Below are 16589 nucleotides of genomic sequence, written 5' to 3'. Positions count from 1 at the left end.
GCTGACTAACTCCCGCCGTAGCTCTGCACCAGGCTTCCCGCCACCAGCGACCAGCCGTCGACCAGCACGAAGAAGATCAGCTTGAACGGCAGCGACACCACGACTGGCGGCAGCATCATCATGCCCATCGACATCAGCACCGAGGCGACCACGAGGTCGATGATCAGGAACGGCAGGAACAGCAGGAAGCCGATCTCGAAGGCGCGCTTCAGCTCCGAGATCATGAAGGCGGGCATCAGGATGCGGAGCGACAGGTCCTCGGGAGTTGCCGGCGGCGGCTCGCCGGAGAGGTCGAGAAACAACTTGAGGTCTTTTTCCCGCACGTTCTTCTGCATGAAGATGCGCAGCGGGCCGGAGGCGCGGACCAGCGCGTCCTCGACACTCATCTCGTTGGCGATCAGCGGCTTGATGCCGTCGTCGTAGGATTTCTGCAGCGTTGGTCCCATCACGAAAGCTGTGAGGAACAGCGCCAGCGCGATGATCACCGTGTTGGGCGGCGCGGTCGCGGTGCCGAGCGCGGTGCGCAGCAGCGACAGCACCACGACGATGCGCGTGAACGACGTCATCATGATCAGGATCGACGGCGCGATCGACAGCACCGTCAGCAGCGCGATCAGCTGGATCGCACGCTCGGTGACGCCGGTACCGCCGCCGGCGCCGAGATTGATACTGACGTCCTGCGCATGCGCCGGTGCCGCCAGTGCGACAACGCTGGCGATCAGGACGGCGAGAAAATGGAAAACTCTACGCGGGTTGGTCGTCCGGCTCACGAAGGCGTCTTCGGGCGGCCCAGCAGCGACGCCATCTCGTCTTCGAGGCTCTCGAAGCCGGACTTGGTCGCCGGCGCGGCAGCCGGCGGCTCGGGACGCGGTTCAGGCGCTCGTGGCTCGGGCGCGCGTGGCGCGGGGCGAGCTGGTGTTTCGGCGGCAGCCGGCGCGTCCGGCTTGACGTCCGGCGGGCGGCGCAGCGCGGCTTCGAGCCGGTTGGCCATCTCGGCGAGATTCTGGTCGGCAGCAGACAGCGCGGAGGCGGACGGCGGCTCGGCCACGGCCGGCGCAGGCGGAGCGGGGGGCGCAACAGGGGGCGGCGGGACAGGACGCTCGGCGCGGATCGGAGGCGGCGCTTTCGGCAGCTCCGGTCGCGGCGGGCGCGGCATCACCGGATCCTGACGCGGGCGCGGCGCGGGCTCGAGGCGCGGCTCAGGCGCGCGCGGCTCGGGACGCGGCTCCGGTCTGCCGATCGGCGGGAGTTCGGGACGGACCATGGGCTCCGGGGCGAGGCCGGCGAACGGATCGCTGGCCGGAAACTCGCTGGTGCGGCGCGGCGGCATCGGAGGCGGACCTGGCCGGCGGGGCTCGTCGGCGAAGGACGGCCGCGCCGGGCGCGGCGGCAGCTCGGGCATCACCGGCTCGGGCGCTTCGGGGGCGGTTTCCGTCTCCCAATCCGCCGGTCCGAGCCGGGGTTCGACGCTCGGCCCCGTACGCACGGCCTCGCGTGCCGGGTTGGCGCGCACGATGCTGGTCTCGATGACGATGTCGCTGGGGCCGCCGATCATCAGAAGATGCTCGACATTGTCGCGGCGGACCAGAACCAGCCGGCGCCGGCCATCGACCGCTGCGGCATCGATCACCGCAAGTCGGGGCATCCGGCCGCTCTTGGTGTGCGTGCCGAGGCGGTTGCCGGCGAACCGGCGGACCAGCCAGGCGGCCGCGCCGATCATCGCCAGAACGGCCAGAAACGCAAAAAAGAACATCAATGGCTGCTGCATGCTCGATCCCCGGAGAAGCGCGTCGGTCTTGCCTTCGTCGGTAGCCGCCCCAAACGGGCCAGGGCCCCGCGACGCGCGGCGCGCTCCTTAACTCCTTCTTAATAACCGGCGGCCGGAACTGCCATCCGATTTTTCTCATACGCCACGAATCATGGGGACCAAACCGTGCGATCGGCCGCATCCCGGCTGGCGCACGGCCAGCGGCAACGCTTTCGTAACGAAGTCTCAAGCCTTTCGTAACGAATCTTAACCGGCCGTTAACCATCCACTCGGCAAATTCTGCCTACTCCCGGCGGACGCGCGACGCATCCGTGACCGGGACGGAGGCGGCGATGGCGATCAACGATCTTCCGATGCTGGCGGCTCTGCGCACCAAGATGCAATGGCATCAGGAGCGGCAGAAGGTGCTGGCCGAGAACGTCTCGAACTCGGACACGCCGAACTTCCGGCCGCGCGACCTGGTCGAGCCGAAGTTCGATTCCGCCGGCCAGCTGACCGGCCCGACCGCGGGCGGCTCGCTTCCCATGATGATGACCAGCGCCTCCCATCTGAAGCCGCCCGGCGGCACGACCTCGTTTTCGGAGGACCGCCGGGTCGGGTTCCAGACGAGGCCGGCGGGCAATGCCGTCAATCTCGAAGATCAGATGATGAAGGTCTCGGCCAACCAGATGGACTACGCCGCCGCGACCTCGCTCTACAGCCGCAGTCTCGGTCTGCTGAAGACCGCGATCGGCAAGCGCTGACGATAATCGGGGAGCCTGAGCCATGGCCGACGACGCAGGAGATTTCGCAAGGTCGATGGGGATCGCCACCTCCGGGCTGCGGGCGCAGGCCGGGCGGATGCGGGTGATCTCGGAAAATATCGCCAACGCCGATTCGACCGGGCAGACGCCGGGCGGCGACCCGTATCGCCGCAAGGTGCCGACCTTCACCTCGACGCTCGATCGTGCGCTCGACGCGCGCACCGTCGCGCTCGGCCGGGTCAAGCCGGACACGTCGGCGTTCCAGCTCAAATACGAGCCGACCAATCCGGCCGCGGATGCGACCGGCAACGTCAAATACCCGAACGTCAATTCGGTGATCGAAATGACCGACATGCGCGCAGCGCAGCGGTCCTACGAAGCCAACCTCAACGTCATCAGCGCCACGCGCCGGATGATCCAGCGCACCCTCGACATCCTCAAGTCCTGACCGGACCTGAGCGAACCTCTCCAGGAGACCATCGATGGCATCCCCGATTTCCGCAGCAAATGCCTATGCGAGCCTGGCGCGACTCGCCAATCCCGGCGGCGCCGGCAAGCCGACCGACAACGGCCCGTCGTTCGGCGCGCTGGTCAAGGACGCGATGAACAGCGTGCTCGACGCCGGGCGGAAGTCGGACGCGCAAACGGTGGCGATGGCCAACGGCAAGTCGAACATCATGGACGTCGTGACCGCGGTTGCTGAGACCGACGTCGCGGTCTCGACCCTGGTGTCGGTGCGCGACCGCGTCATCCAGTCCTACGAAGACATTCTGAAGATGCCGATCTGAACTTTCGCCGGCCGATAGAATCCCCGTCATTGCGGGCGAGCCAAGGCCGGCCAGACGCGCAGGGAATTGAACTGCTGCGTCGTTCGCTTCTCGCCCCGACGCAGCATCATATGAAAGATCATCCATGACCGGTCCTGAAACTCTCGACGTCGCGCGCGATGCGATCTGGACGATCGTCATCGTGTCGGCGCCGCTGATGGTGGTCGGCCTTGTGGTCGGCGTCGCGGTGTCGCTGGTGCAGGCGCTGACGCAGATCCAGGAACAGACGCTGGTGTTTGTGCCGAAGATCATCGCGATCTTCATCACGCTCGTGCTGACGCTGCCGTTCATGGCCGACCAGCTCCATCTCGAGATGATGCGGATCTCGTCGCGAATCACCGGCGGTTGACGCATGATCGGGACCCGCGCCTCCGGCCGGTATGCAGCGTCCGCGACGGCCCTCGTCGTGCGTGACGTCTGCGCCGCCGTGAAGGCGAGTTGTCCCGACGCAGAACCCGGCCATGCGCATCGACATCTCGTTCCTGCCCGCGCTCGGCGCCGCCTTCATGCTGGTGTTCGCCCGCGTGGGCGCGATGGTGATGCTGTTCCCGACGCTGGGCGAGACCAACATTCCGACCCGCGTCAAGCTGTCGATCGCGCTCGGGCTGACGCTGATCATCCTGCCGCTGCATCGCAACGCCTATCAGGTCGACATGTCGTCGCTGACGCCGCTGCTGGTGCTGATGATTCAGGAGATTATCATCGGCATCGTGCTCGGCGCTACCGCGCGCGTGACGCTCGCGGCGCTGCAGGTCGCCGGCTCAGTGATCGCGCAGCAGCTCGGACTCGGCTTCGTCACGGCGGTCGATCCGACGCAAGGGCAGCAGGGCCTGCTGATCGGCAACTTCCTTACCATTCTGGGTGTGACGATGCTGTTCGCTACCGACTCGCATCATCTGGTGATCGAGGCGCTGAGCGACAGCTACCGGATTTTCGCGCCCGGCGAACTGCTCAACAGCGGCGACGTCGCGGCATTGGCGACGCGGGCGTTCGCGGCCTCGTTCAAGATCGGCATGCAGCTCGCGGCGCCGTTCCTGGTGTTCGGCCTGGTGTTCAACATCGGGCTCGGCATTCTCGCACGGCTGATGCCGCAGATGCAGGTGTATTTCGTCGGTGTGCCGCTCTCGATCGTGATCGGCTTCATCATTCTCGCGGCGGTGCTCACCACGATGATGGGCACCTTCATCGGCTATTTCAGCGGCGTCATGCAGGACATGACACTGCGCTGAGCCTCACCCTTCGGGAAGGCTGAGCGATGGCCGACGATAACGACGAAGAGAAACAACAAGAGCCAACACAGAAGCGTCTGGACGACGCTCTCAAACGCGGCGACGTCGCCAAGAGCCAGGAGGTCAACACCTGGTTCGTGATCGCGGGCGGCACGCTGCTGCTGTCCAGCTTCTCGGGTTCGATCGGCACCGGCGTCACCGGCCCGATGAAAACCCTGATCGAGAAGTCGTGGATGCTCAAGGTCGACGGCGCGGGCCTTTTGGCGCTCACCAAAAGCCTGATGTACATGATGATCTCGGTGCTCGGCGTGCCGCTGTTTCTGCTGGCGGTGGTGGCTGTCGGCAGCAATCTGATCCAGCACCGGCTGGTGTTCTCGACCGAAGGCCTGACGCCGAAATTCAGCAAGCTGTCGCCGCTCGAGGGCGCCAAGCGGCTGTTCGGCAAGCAGGCGCTCGCCAATTTTCTCAAGGGACTGTTCAAAGTCATCACGCTCGGCGTGATCATGGTCGCGGTGCTGTATCCGGAGCGCGACCGGCTCGACGCGCTGCTGCAGATGGACCCCGCCGCGCTGCTCGGCGTCACCGTGTCGCTGACGCTGAAGCTGATGGGCGCCGTCGCAGCCGCGCTCGCCTTCGTGGCCGCGGGCGATTACTTCTTCCAGTATCGCACCTGGCACGAGCGGCAAAAGATGTCGCTGCAAGAAGTCAAGGAAGAGTTCAAGCAGTCGGAAGGCGATCCGCACATCAAGGGCCGCATCCGCCAGATCCGCTATCAGCGCATGAAAAAGCGAATGATGGCGGCGGTGCCGGGCGCCTCGGTGGTGATCACCAACCCGACCCACTTCTCGGTGGCGCTGAAATACGAGCGCGGCATGCAGGCGCCGATCTGCGTCGCCAAGGGTGTCGATGCGGTCGCGTTCAAGATCCGGGAAGTCGCCAAAGCCAACAACGTGCCGATCGTCGAAAACGTGCCGCTGGCGCGCGCCCTTTACGCCACCGTCGATGTCGACGAGGAAATTCCGGTCGAGCACTATCAGGCGGTCGCCGAGGTGATCGGCTACGTGATGAACCTGAGGCGCAATCTGTTCGGGCGACGGACCTGAGGTCGAAGCCGCCGCGGCTCCGCGTCGGCGCGGCGCCCGAGCTGTGGCGGAGCCGTTGCGCCCGCCGGCGCCCGTCGCCGGCCTTCAAACGGGCCCGGGAAAGCTGCCAAACGGGCGGTTTTCCGCGAGGTTGTACTTGCGCGGGCGGCTCCGATTCAGGCAGGTGGAAGCTGGCCGCCGCTGCGCCGGCAGGCAAGGGATCGGTTCGGTGACCATGACCATCAACGACCAGCAGGCTTCTTCCGCCGCGGAGCCGGCACGCCGTAGCGGCAGCATCGCGCTGGTGCTGCTGGTGGCAGGCGCCATCATCGCGGCTGCAGTCGCTTTCATGACGCTCGGCCGCGCCGAGGCGCAGCCCTACATTCTTGGTTTGCTGGCGCTGCTGGCGATGGTCGGCCTGTTCATGCTGTTCGCCTTCGCGGCCGGCATTGTCGGCTTTGCCGATCACGCCGCCGCCGACCCGGTGCTGCGCGCGATTTCCGAGAGCGCATTCGACGGTATCGCCGTGACCGACCCGCGCGGCCATGTCGTCTATGCCAATCCGGCCTATCTGGCGCTCACCGGCGCGACCTCGATGCAGGACGTGCGTCCGGTCGAACGGGTGTTCATCGGTAATCCGGATGTGTCCGAGGCGGTGTTCCGGCTACTGAAGGCGTCGCGCGAGGGCAAGCGGCTGCAGGAGGAGGTCCGGGTCGCGGGGGCCGACGGCGCGGCGGGCCGCTGGATGCGGCTGCGCGTGCGCCCGCTCGGGACCGGCAAGCGCGAGGCGAAGCAGACCGTGTGGTCGATCGCCGACATCACCCGCGATCGCGAGCACCAGGAGGACGTCTTCCAGGAGCTGCAGCACGCCATCGAATATCTCGACCACGCGCCCTGCGGCTTCTTCTCGGTCGATGCCGGCGGCAACCTCGTCTATGTCAACGCCACGCTGGCGAACTGGCTCGATCACGACCTCGCCGAGATCGGCTCGGGCGGCTTGAAGCTCGGCGACATCGTGTCCGGCGACGGCTCGGCGCTGCTCACCTCGATCGTGCCCGAACCGGGCGAAGTGAAGACCGAGGTGTTCGATATCGACCTGAAGATGCGCAGCGGCAAAACCATGCCGGTGCGGCTGTATCACAAGCTGGCCTTCGGCGCAGACGGCGTGCCGGGCGCGTCGCGCACGCTGGTGATTAGCCGGGCGCGGGACGAGCGCCTCGATCCGCAGCGCGCCGCCGAGATCCGCTTCATGCGGTTCTTCGACCACACCCCGATGGCGATCGCCACGGTGGACAAAGCCGGCGTGGTGGTGCGCGCCAATGCCCGCTTCGCCAAGCTCGCCCAGGGCCTCGATCCCTCGGGCGGCGCCGCCAAGTCGATTCTCGCCGCGGTCTCGACCCGTGATCGCGCCACGCTGGGCGCCGCGATCGAACAGGCCGCGCAGGGCCAGGCCGACATCGCCCCGGTCGAAGTGCTGCTCGACGGCGCCAAGGAGCGCTGGGGCCAGTTCTTCGTCACCGCGGTGGCGGACGACGGCGATGCCGAGGCGGCCATCGTCTATCTGCTCGAGACCACCGAGCGGCGCGCGCTGGAGAACCAGGTCAATCAGGCGCAGAAAATGGATACCATCGGCCAGCTCGCTGGCGGCATCGCGCACGACTTCAACAACGTGCTCTCGGCCATCATGATGGCCAACGACTTCCTGCTGAACGCGCACAAGCCGACCGATCCGTCGTTCCAGGACATCATGCAGATCAAGCAGAACGCCACCCGCGCCGCGACGCTGGTGCGGCAGCTCCTGGCATTCTCGCGCAAGCAGACGCTGCGGCCGCAGGTGCTCGATCTCGGCGAGGCGCTGACCGATATCGACAGGCTGCTGAAGCGGCTGATCGGCGAGAAGATCACGCTGGAGATGCAGCACGGCCGCGACCTGTGGCGGACCAAAGCCGACGTCTCGCAATTCGAGCAGGTGATCGTCAATCTTGCCGTCAACGCCCGCGACGCGATGCCGGACGGCGGCAAACTGACCATTCGCACGTCGAACGTCGCCGCGGCCGACGTGGCGCAACTCGCCCACAAGGGCATGCCGGCCGCGGACTATGTGCGCATCGAAGTCAGCGACACCGGCACCGGCATTCCGGCCGATATCGTCGACAAGATCTTCGAGCCGTTCTTCTCGACCAAGGAAGTCGGCAAGGGTACCGGCCTCGGCCTGTCGACGGTGTACGGCATCATCAAGCAGACCGGCGGCTTCGTCTATGTCGACAGCGCAGTCGGCAAGGGGACGACCTTCCACATCTTCCTGCCGCGCCATGACGTCGTGGCGGAGCCGCAGGCCACCGCCACCAGCGGCAGCGTCGCCGAAGTCGCGGCCGCGGCTGCGGCCGCCAAGCCGCGCGGCGACATGACCGGGCAGGGCACGATCCTGCTGGTCGAGGACGAGGAGGGGCTGCGCTCGCTCAACGCCCGCGGCCTGCGGTCGCGCGGCTACGAGGTGATCGAAGCCTCCAACGGCATCGAGGCGCTGGAGGAATTCGACGCCGTCAGCGGCGCTGTCGACCTCGTGGTGTCCGACGTGGTGATGCCGGAGATGGATGGGCCGACGTTGCTGAAGGCAATGCGCGGCCGCAATCCGGATCTGAAGATCATTTTCGTCTCCGGCTACGCCGAAGACGCGTTCGAAAAGAGCCTTCCCGAGAACGAGCAGTTCGCCTTCCTGGCCAAACCGTTCGCGCTGAGCGCGCTGGTCGCGAAGGTGAAGGAAACGATGGCGCCGAACTAAGTCGTCGTCGAGCGGCCCATCCGGGCGCGCAGGCGGGGCACGGTCCAGTCGAGAAAACTCCGCACTTTCCGCGGCAGCGGAAAGGCCGGCGCATGGATGAGATTCACCGGCAGCGGCTCCGGTGCGAACTCCGGCAGCAACTCCTGCAATTGACCGTCGCGCAACTGGTCGAGCACCTGGTAGGACAGCGCGCGGATGATGCCGACACCCGCAACGGCCGCCTGAATGGCTGCCTCGGTGGTGTTGACCGCCAGCTTCGGCCGTGGATCGACGCCGAACGCAGGGCTGTCTCCGCGGTAGCGCCATTCCGGCGCGGTCGCGAAGCCCTGGAAGCTGATACCGTCGTGCTCGGCGAGGTCGTCCGGCTGCTGCGGCGTGCCGCGGCGGGCAAGATAGGCCGGGCTGGCGCATAGGACACGGCGCACCGTACCGACGCGCGTCACGATCAAGGCGCTGTCCGCCAGGTGCCCGATCCGCAGGGCAACATCGATCTGTTCGTCGGTGAGGCTGACCTGCCGGTCGGCGAGGGTCAGGCGCAGATTGATCTCGGGCTGCTCCTTCAGAAACTCCAGCGCGATCGGCAGCAGATAGCGCTCGCCGAAGGCGATCGGTGCCGTCACGTGTAGTCCGCCGCGCAGCGCGCCGTAGTCACCGGCGGCTTGTCGCTCCGCTGCATCGAGTTCGTCCAGGATGCGGCGCGACGCTGAGACGAAGCCGCGGCCTTCTTCGGTCAGCGTGAGGCCACGGCTGGTCCGCAGCACGAGGCGGACACCGAGATGCTTTTCCAGCTCGCTGACCTTGCGGCTGACCGTCGCGAGAGGCGCGTGCAGCCGCCGCGCGCCGGCCGAGAGACTGCCCGCGTCGACAACGGCCAGCAGGACCGCCATCGCTTCGAAACGATCCATGGCGCTCTTCCAAAATTCGGGAGGCTAGCTTCCAAATTAGCAGGATACTTCCATAGATTGTAAGTGTCCTAGATTCTCCCGCGGAGCAACCGGCTCCTGCCACCTGCAACGACATGGGAGAGCGCGAATGCCTCAACTGTCCCGCCGCACCTTCGCCAGCGGCCTTCTCGGAGGGAGCCTCGTCGGGGGCGGCCTGATCAGTGGCGCTCTGGCGCCAGTCCACGCCAAGACGGAGCGGTCCGCCTCCGCGACAGCGGCGCCGGTGAGCGTGACGCCACTTGCACAAATCAAGATCGGCCGCTTCACGGTGACCGCGCTGACGGATGGGTATGCGGATATGCCCTACACGTTCTTCCCGGGGCGGTCGCCGGCCCAGGTGGAGCAAGCTGCCACTGCGCAGTTCACGGCACGGCAGAGCGGCGTGCGCTTTCTGTTCAACCAGTATCTGGTCGAAGACGGTCAGCGCCGGATCCTGATTGATTCCGGACCGGCGGGATCGATCGGCCAAACCGGCGCGCTGCCCAAGGCGCTCGGCGCCGTCGGCCTGCAGCGCGACCAGATCGATGCGGTGATCGTGACGCATATGCATCAGGATCACATGGGCGGGCTGATCGTCGGTGGGAAGAAGAACTATCCGAAAGCGGAGCTGTATATCGATCGCCGGGACGTCACCCATTGGACCGACCAGGCGAAGGCGAACGGCGCTCCCGACTATCTGCAACCGAGCTTTCGGATGGCCAAGGACGTCGTGCGACTTTATCCGAAGCTGCAAGCGATCGATGGTGAGCGTGAAATCGTCCGCGGCGTTTCGATCGTCGACCTCACCGGACATACGCCGGGCCATATCGGCGTGCGGATCGAAGACGGCGGCCAAAGCCTGATCATGGTGTCCGACATGATCTTCCCGGTCGTGCATCCGGCCGCGACCGATGTCTGCTTCCTGTTCGAGCAGGACCGTGCGGCGGCACAGGCGATGCGGGAACGCTTCTTCCCGCGCGCTGCTTCCGAAGGCGCGCTGATCGCCGCGACGCATATGCCCTTCCCAGGGCTCGGCCGGATCGTCTCCGACCGGGGGCAATTGCGTTGGCAGGCCGCCGACTGGGCGCTGCAGACCTGAGCTGCCTGCGGCGGGCGCGGTTCGCGGCGCCCGCCGACAGCAGCCTGATAATCAACCCGGAGTACGAGCGCTGATTTCGCTGTGAGGACGTTCCACCGCTGCCTGGCGCATTGATGCGCGGGCAGCGGCTCATCCCGACCGTTACTACGCTGCGTCCGCGGCTCGTGCTTCAGGGACGTCGTGCGCGAGCCGGCATTCGTGGCTGATCCAAGCCATGAAACTGCGACGCAATTGCTGGTTCAACAGCCGATGCCGCTTTTCCCGCGACCGAGGGCCGCAGGTTGCGACAGCCCCTGCGGCGTTGCGCATCCTTCACTTTTCCACGCCGCTGCCCATTTTGAGGGAGCTTTCCCCCTGCCGGGGAATCGAGGGAAACCAATGAAGTTTTTGCATCGCACGCGTGGCGCTGTTGCTGCACTGGCCGTGACCCTGTCGCTGGCCATGCCGCTGGCGCTTGCGCTCTCGTCGGCGGCCGAAGCCCGCGTCGGCGGCGGCGGCAGCTCGGGGTCGCGCGGTTCGCGCACCTTCTCGGCGCCGCAGTCGACCCCGACCGCACCGAGCGCCGCGCAACCGTTCAACCGCACCATGACCCAGCCGGGTAGCCCGGGCATGGGTGCCCCCGCGGCCGGCGCGGCCGCCAAGGGCGGCTTCTTCAACCGGCCCGGCATGGGCATGCTCGGCGGCCTCGCCGCCGGCTTCCTGGGTGCCGGCCTGCTCGGCATGCTGTTCGGCGGCGGCTTCATGTCCGGCCTCGGCGGCTTCGCGTCGATCCTGGGCCTGATCCTGCAGGTCGTCCTGGTGGTCGTGCTGGCCCGCCTGGCCTGGTCGTGGTGGCAGCGGCGGAACAACCCGCAGCCGGCGCCGGCCTATGCGTCCAACGCCGGCCCGACCGTCGGCCCCGGTCCGGAGCCCGCGCCCGCCTATCGCACCGGGTTCGGCTTCGGCAGCGGCGGCAGCGCGCCCAACCAGCCGCCGCTGGAGATCAAGCCTGAGGACTACGAGTCGTTTGAACGCCTGCTCGGCGACATTCAGGCGGCCTGGTCGAACGAGGATCAGGAGCGGCTGAACAAGCTCGCGACGCCGGAAATGGCTTCGTATTTCGCCAAGGATCTGGCGGAGAACAAGGCCAACAACGACATCAACAAGGTGTCCGACGTCAAGCTGCTGCAGGGCGATCTCGCCGAAGCGTGGCGCGAAGGCGAAACCGACTACGCCACCGTGGCGATGCGGTTCTCGCTGGTCGACAAGACGCTCGAGCGCGGCACCAATCGCCTCGTCGCGGGCAGCGAAACGCCGATCGAGGTCACCGAGGTCTGGACCTTTGCGCGTCGTCCCGGCACCGACTGGGAGCTGTCGGCGATCCAGCAGACGAACTGAGCTTCGTCTCTCCTTTTGAAGTCTCCGAGCGCCGCGGATTTCCGCGGCGCTTTTTTCTTGGCCGCAGCCGGGTTCCGCGGCGGTGAACCGGACCCGCGTTGACGCATTGACTATCCTGACGAGACTGCCGTTGCACGACGACGTGCCTTGCGGCCGCGCCGAGGAAAGGATCGCCGATGCGCTACGACCTGTACTACTGGCCAACCATCCAGGGACGCGGCGAGTTCGTCCGTCTGGCGCTGGAAGAAGCCGGCGCCGACTACGTCGATGTTGCGCGACGAAACAAGGCCGGCGTCTCGACCATGATGAAGATGATGCAGGCCAGGACCGGCACGCCGTCTTTCGCGCCGCCGTTTCTCAAGTCCGGCTCGCAGGTGATCGGCCAGACCGCGGCGATCCTGCTGTTTCTCGGCAGCCGCCACGGCCTCGCGCCGAAGTCCGAGGCCGGCCGGCTCTGGGTGCATCAGCTCCAGCTCACCATCGCCGATTTCGTCCAGGAAGTGCACGACACCCACCATCCGATCGGAACGTCGCTGTACTACGAAGATCAGAAAGGCGCGGCGAAGCAGCGCGCCGCTGAATTCCGCAAGGAGCGCGTACCTAAGTACTGCGGCTATTTCGAGCGGCTGATCGCAGGGAGCGGCGGGACGTTCGTGACCGGCCGCAAGCTCACTTACGCCGACCTGTCGCTGTTCCAGATCGTCGAGGGGCTACGCTACGCGTTTCCGAAGCACATGAAAAAATTCGAACGCGAGATCCCGAGTCTCGTCGCGCTCCACGACCGCGTCGAAGCCCGCCCCAACATCGCCGCCTACCTCGCCAGCGACCGCCGTATCCCGTTCAACGAAGACGGCATCTTCCGCCACTACAAGGCGCTGGATAAGTAATCATGCCTCTCCCCGTCATTCCGGGTTCGCGAGCTGCGCTCGGGCCCCGGAATGAAGACCGGGAGGGCCCGGCCCGCCGCTATCTGCTCCGCCCGTCTACCGGCGTCAGCTTCAGCGTGGCGAGGTCGATGCCGTCGATGCAGGCGACGTTGAGAGCGATGACTTCGCTGCCATCGGGCTTGGTCCCCCGCGCGAAGACCTCGACGCCGCATTCGCCGCAGAGCTGGTGGCTGATCGCCCGCTGATTGAACAGATATTCCTTCAGGCTCTCCTGCCCGGCCCGGAGCTGAAAGCTCTTCGGCGGCAGGAAGGTGAAGTGCAAGCCCTTCTTGGTGCAGATCGAGCAGTTGCAGGCCGTCACCGTCGCGAGGTCGGTGGTGCATTCGAACCGCACCAGGCCGCAATGGCAGCCGCCGGTATAGACTTTGAGTCCGCTCATGAGAAGGTTCGCTGGTCGTTGTCCTGCCGCGTTTATTCTACCAGAGCGATTACTGGCATGGATAGCGCGCCGAGCAGGCACCAGGGGCGGATATGAAAAGCCCCGCGCGAGGCGGGGCTGGTCATCGGGCATCGGAGTGACAGGCTCAGGCGAGCTGATCGACCCGCGTGCCCTGGCCGGGCGGCAGCGCCGCCTTGACCGGCTGCGTCGTCGTCGAATCGTCCTTGTCCTTCGGCGGGGGCGGCGGAGGCGGGGGACTTGCCTCGGCAGCCGGCTTCGAGACGGGCGTCGACGACACGCTCGAAATGCTACTCATCATCGATCCTCGTAGGTTGCGAGTGTCACCGACAACTCTTGGAAGCGGCCTTGCCACACCCGGTGGCCTGATCGCGCCCGTCATCGGACGATCGGCAGCATCGCGCTGTCCGGTGAACTTTGCGCGCAGCTCGGCGATCGGATTTGCTTCAAATGCAGCGCTTCCCGGGCGGTCCACGGGCCTCCGGTCGCCGGCCGAAATGTGCGGCGGCGCTTACTCGCTCTTGTCGCGCGACACCGCGATCGATGAGTCCGTCTTGCCGCGGATGCAGCGCATGTCGAGCCGGCGATAGCGCGATTTCACGTCGTTGCCGCGCAACAGGCCGACCCGGCCGAAGCACCGCTTCACGCCGCGCAGCGTATCGGCCTTCGGGATGGTGAACACGATCGCCGACGCACTCGCGATCAATTCCTGAAACTCCGCCGACGGCTTTCGCGACGGCGCAATCCCGAACACCTCGTTCTTCACCGTCCGGCTCGGGCACCCCAGCCGCAACGACTTCGCAGCCGGATGGGCCAGGTAGATCACATTGGCGACGGTCTTGCCGATCATCACCCCATCGATCTGCGACTTGAGCTGCTGCGCAAGGTCATCGCAGCGATCGGCATGGGCGGGGGAGGCGAGGGCGGCCGCGAGAACAAAGGCGCCGGCCAGTCCGCCGGCTTTCACCAGACGGCAGGAGCTTCGGAGCGCTGAGTCATCTGATTTGGTGAGCATCAATGTTCTCCGGGCGGCAATGCTATCAAATTTCATAGTCGAGCCGGGCAGGAATGCAAGCAGCGCTCCTGGCCGCAATTGCGAGCCATACAGGAGTATGGCAGTATCGCCGTACTCGGGCCGTGGACGCGATGTCTGATTTCGAGTGGGACGTTGCCAAAGACCGGCTGAACCAGGCCAAGCACGGCATTGGTTTCGAGATCGCCCAATCGGCATTTCTCGATCCTCGCCGTGTCATCGCTGAAGACGTCGACCACAGCCGGGACGAGCAGCGCTATTTCTGTTTTGGCAGAGTCCTGGGCGGTATCGTCACCGTGCGGTTCACCTATCGTGGCGGGAAGATCAGGATCTTCGGTTCCGGTTACTGGCGCAAAGGAAAGGCGATCTATGAAGAAATCAACGGCGAAGTATAGCAAAGGCGAGATCGGCCGGGTGCGGATCGTCGACGACTTTCTGCCATCGCCGGACCAACTCGTGCTGCGCGAGGACAACGTCAAGGTCACCCTCAGCCTGTCTCAGCGCTCGGTCGATTTCTTCAAACGCGCCGCAGCGAAGCAGAAGGTGCCGTATCAGCGCATGATCAGGGCGCTGGTGGATGCTTATGCGGAGAAGCAGGAGCCTAAGCGAGGGGGGTGAGCACGCCACTGCGCGGGGGCTCCCCCATTTTGAACCCTTCAAAATCCCGCCGAAACCGCCTAGACAGGGCCCCGAATTTCCCCATTCGAGGCCCCGCCCATGAACGCACCCACCCCCGTCCCGTCCGCCGCCACGCCGGTTCCGCCCTACAAGCACACGCCGCTGTTCCCGCTCGGCAAGGACGAGACGCCGTATCGCAAGATCAGCAGCGACGGCGTGCGGGTGGAGAAGGTGCTCGGCCGGGACATGCTGGTGGTCGAGCGCGAGGCGCTGCGGGCGCTGTCGGAGGCGGCGTTCGGTGACATCAATCATTATCTGCGGCCGGGCCATCTCGCCCAGCTGCGTAAGATCCTCGACGACACCGAGGCCAGCCCGAACGACAAGTTCGTGGCGCTGGACTTCCTGAAGAACGCCAACATCGCCGCCGGCGGCGTGCTACCGATGTGTCAGGACACCGGCACGGCGATCATCATGGGCAAGAAGGGCTGCAACGTCATCACCGCGGGTGACGACGAGGCGGCGCTGTCTGAAGGCGCGCGCGATGCCTATCTGCGCCGCAACCTGCGCTACTCGCAGGTCGCGCCGCTGACCATGTACGAGGAGAAGAACACCGCCAACAACATGCCGGCGCAGTGCGAGATCTACGCCGAGGGCGACGATGCCTACAAGTTCATGTTCATGGCCAAGGGCGGCGGCTCGGCCAACAAGAGCTTCCTGTTTCAGGCGACGCCCTCGGTTCTGACCAAAGACCGGCTGCTCGCGTTCCTGAAGGAGAAGGTGCTGACGCTCGGCACCGCGGCGTGCCCGCCCTATCACCTCGCCATCGTGATCGGCGGCACATCGGCCGAGCTGTGCATGAAGACCGTGAAGCTCGCCTCGGCGCGCTATCTCGATGCGCTGCCCACCCAGGGCTCGGCGGACGGCAATGCCTTCCGCGACCTCGAGATGGAGCAGGAAATCCACAAGATGACGCAGTCGCTCGGCGTCGGCGCGCAGTTCGGCGGCAAGTATTTCTGTCACGACGTCCGCGTCATCCGGCTGCCGCGCCACGGAGCGTCGCTGCCGATCGGGCTCGGCGTGTCGTGCTCGGCCGACCGTCAGGTGCTCGGCAAGATCACCAAGGACGGCGTGTATCTGGAGGAACTCGAGCACAACCCGGCGCAGTATCTGCCGGAGGTCGAGCAGGCGCTCGGCGGTGAGGTGGTGCAGATCGACCTCAACCAGCCGATGAAGGACATCCTCGCCAAGCTGACGCAGTACCCGACCAAGACCCGGCTGTCGCTCACCGGCACGATGATCGTGGCGCGCGACGCCGCCCACGCCAAGCTGCGCGAGCGGCTCGACAAGGGCGAGCCGCTGCCGGACTACTTCAAGAACCATCCGGTGTACTATGCTGGCCCGGCCAAGACCCCGGACGGCTACGCCTCGGGCGCGTTCGGCCCGACCACCGCGGGCCGCATGGATTCGTTCGTCGATCAGTTCCAGGCGGCTGGCGGCTCGATGGTGATGGTCGCCAAGGGCAACCGCGCGCCGGCGGTGCGCGAGGCCTGCAAGAAGTACGGCGGCTTCTATCTCGGCTCGATCGGCGGCGCCGCCGCGAACCTCGCCGAACACTGCATCAAGAAGGTCGAGGTGCTGGAATATCCCGAGCTCGGCATGGAGGCGATCTGGAAGATCGACGTCGTCGATTTCCCGGCCTTCATCATCGTCGACGACAAGGGCAACGACTTCTTCAAGGAGTTGAACCTCGGCTGACGCGCCGGC

The 16589-nt window shown here is 66.0% G+C and carries 19 protein-coding genes; 13 read left to right on the top strand and 6 right to left on the bottom strand.

All coding sequences use genetic code 11. From position 1 onward, the window contains the following. Nucleotides 1-5 precede the first annotated feature (5 nt). Together fliP and ACFFJ6_RS13905 are read right to left on the bottom strand one after the other, a co-directional pair. Nucleotides 6-770, bottom strand: a complete 765-nt coding sequence (fliP, locus tag ACFFJ6_RS13910) for a flagellar type III secretion system pore protein FliP (RefSeq protein ID WP_378388642.1) — start codon at nt 768-770, stop codon at nt 6-8. Continuing rightward, complete coding sequence (locus ACFFJ6_RS13905; protein ID WP_378388640.1) at nt 767-1768, bottom strand: flagellar biosynthetic protein FliO; 1002 nt, start codon at nt 1766-1768, stop codon at nt 767-769. Before ACFFJ6_RS13905 ends, fliP begins: the two co-directional genes overlap by 4 nt. A gap of 332 nt (nt 1769-2100) precedes the next feature. Between ACFFJ6_RS13905 and flgB the strand changes: the two genes are divergently transcribed. From flgB to cckA, 7 genes are all read left to right on the top strand, one after another. Continuing rightward, on the top strand, nt 2101-2511 hold the full coding sequence (gene flgB, locus ACFFJ6_RS13900) for a flagellar basal body rod protein FlgB (RefSeq protein ID WP_378388638.1): 411 nt from the start codon (nt 2101-2103) through the stop codon (nt 2509-2511). Between the two features lie 22 nt (nt 2512-2533). Next, nucleotides 2534-2959, top strand: coding sequence for a flagellar basal body rod protein FlgC (flgC, locus tag ACFFJ6_RS13895; protein WP_378388636.1), 426 nt, complete (start codon nt 2534-2536; stop codon nt 2957-2959). 34 nt (nt 2960-2993) lie between these two features. Then, nucleotides 2994-3299 carry a flagellar hook-basal body complex protein FliE gene (gene fliE, locus ACFFJ6_RS13890; protein ID WP_378388634.1) on the top strand — a complete coding sequence of 102 codons (306 nt, stop codon included), beginning with the start codon at nt 2994-2996 and terminating at the stop codon, nt 3297-3299. 124 nt (nt 3300-3423) lie between these two features. After that, nucleotides 3424-3687 carry a flagellar biosynthesis protein FliQ gene (gene fliQ, locus ACFFJ6_RS13885; protein WP_378388632.1) on the top strand — a complete coding sequence of 88 codons (264 nt, stop codon included), beginning with the start codon at nt 3424-3426 and terminating at the stop codon, nt 3685-3687. A gap of 112 nt (nt 3688-3799) precedes the next feature. Then, the gene (gene fliR / locus ACFFJ6_RS13880) at nt 3800-4567 is read left to right on the top strand and encodes a flagellar biosynthetic protein FliR (RefSeq protein WP_378388630.1); all 768 of its coding nucleotides are present in this window, start codon (nt 3800-3802) and stop codon (nt 4565-4567) included. A gap of 26 nt (nt 4568-4593) precedes the next feature. Beyond that, nucleotides 4594-5670, top strand: a complete 1077-nt coding sequence (gene flhB / locus ACFFJ6_RS13875; RefSeq protein ID WP_378388628.1) for a flagellar biosynthesis protein FlhB — start codon at nt 4594-4596, stop codon at nt 5668-5670. Between the two features lie 214 nt (nt 5671-5884). Beyond that, nucleotides 5885-8431, top strand: coding sequence for a cell cycle histidine kinase CckA (gene cckA, locus ACFFJ6_RS13870; RefSeq protein WP_378389686.1), 2547 nt, complete (start codon nt 5885-5887; stop codon nt 8429-8431). On the opposite strand, the gene ACFFJ6_RS13865 is transcribed toward cckA, so the two are convergent. After that, the gene (locus ACFFJ6_RS13865) at nt 8428-9336 is read right to left on the bottom strand and encodes a LysR family transcriptional regulator (protein ID WP_378388626.1); all 909 of its coding nucleotides are present in this window, start codon (nt 9334-9336) and stop codon (nt 8428-8430) included. The two genes, cckA and ACFFJ6_RS13865, sit on opposite strands and share 4 nt — an antisense overlap. Before the next feature lie 127 nt (nt 9337-9463). On the opposite strand from ACFFJ6_RS13865, the gene ACFFJ6_RS13860 reads away from it, so the two are divergent. The 3 genes from ACFFJ6_RS13860 (at nt 9464) to ACFFJ6_RS13850 (ending at nt 12717) form a co-directional block, all read left to right on the top strand. Then, nucleotides 9464-10453: an MBL fold metallo-hydrolase gene (locus tag ACFFJ6_RS13860; RefSeq protein WP_378388624.1), complete on the top strand. Its 990-nt coding sequence runs from the start codon at nt 9464-9466 to the stop codon at nt 10451-10453. Between the two features lie 378 nt (nt 10454-10831). After that, a complete protein-coding gene (locus ACFFJ6_RS13855) occupies nt 10832-11830 on the top strand; it encodes a Tim44 domain-containing protein (protein WP_378388622.1) in 999 nt (332 codons plus the stop codon). 176 nt (nt 11831-12006) lie between these two features. Next, complete coding sequence (locus tag ACFFJ6_RS13850; protein WP_378388620.1) at nt 12007-12717, top strand: glutathione S-transferase; 711 nt, start codon at nt 12007-12009, stop codon at nt 12715-12717. A gap of 79 nt (nt 12718-12796) precedes the next feature. Here the strand turns inward: ACFFJ6_RS13850 and ACFFJ6_RS13845 are convergent, their stop codons facing one another. The 3 genes from ACFFJ6_RS13845 to ACFFJ6_RS13835 form a co-directional block, all read right to left on the bottom strand. Continuing rightward, nucleotides 12797-13156, bottom strand: a complete 360-nt coding sequence (locus ACFFJ6_RS13845; protein WP_378388618.1) for a GFA family protein — start codon at nt 13154-13156, stop codon at nt 12797-12799. Nucleotides 13157-13301: 145 nt separating this feature from the next. Continuing rightward, nucleotides 13302-13472, bottom strand: coding sequence for a hypothetical protein (locus ACFFJ6_RS13840; RefSeq protein ID WP_378388616.1), 171 nt, complete (start codon nt 13470-13472; stop codon nt 13302-13304). Nucleotides 13473-13685: 213 nt separating this feature from the next. Beyond that, on the bottom strand, nt 13686-14189 hold the full coding sequence (locus tag ACFFJ6_RS13835) for a hypothetical protein (RefSeq protein WP_378388614.1): 504 nt from the start codon (nt 14187-14189) through the stop codon (nt 13686-13688). Between the two features lie 131 nt (nt 14190-14320). Here ACFFJ6_RS13835 and ACFFJ6_RS13830 point away from each other — a divergent pair, with 131 nt between their 5' ends. The 3 genes from ACFFJ6_RS13830 to ACFFJ6_RS13820 all read left to right on the top strand — a co-directional run bounded on the left by ACFFJ6_RS13830 (nt 14321) and on the right by ACFFJ6_RS13820 (nt 16580). Continuing rightward, nucleotides 14321-14602 (top strand): BrnT family toxin, encoded by a 282-nt coding sequence (locus ACFFJ6_RS13830; protein WP_378388612.1) that lies wholly within the window; start codon nt 14321-14323, stop codon nt 14600-14602. Further along, a complete protein-coding gene (locus ACFFJ6_RS13825) occupies nt 14577-14825 on the top strand; it encodes a hypothetical protein (protein ID WP_378388610.1) in 249 nt (82 codons plus the stop codon). The genes ACFFJ6_RS13830 and ACFFJ6_RS13825 overlap by 26 nt, the downstream gene beginning before the upstream one ends. Before the next feature lie 99 nt (nt 14826-14924). After that, nucleotides 14925-16580: a fumarate hydratase gene (locus ACFFJ6_RS13820; RefSeq protein ID WP_378388608.1), complete on the top strand. Its 1656-nt coding sequence runs from the start codon at nt 14925-14927 to the stop codon at nt 16578-16580. Nucleotides 16581-16589 lie beyond the last annotated feature (9 nt).

The sequence above is a fragment of the Rhodopseudomonas telluris genome, assembly GCF_042432815.1.
GTDB lineage: Bacteria > Pseudomonadota > Alphaproteobacteria > Rhizobiales > Xanthobacteraceae > Rhodopseudomonas > Rhodopseudomonas telluris.
This window is presented reverse-complemented; position numbering and strand designations above follow the sequence as displayed.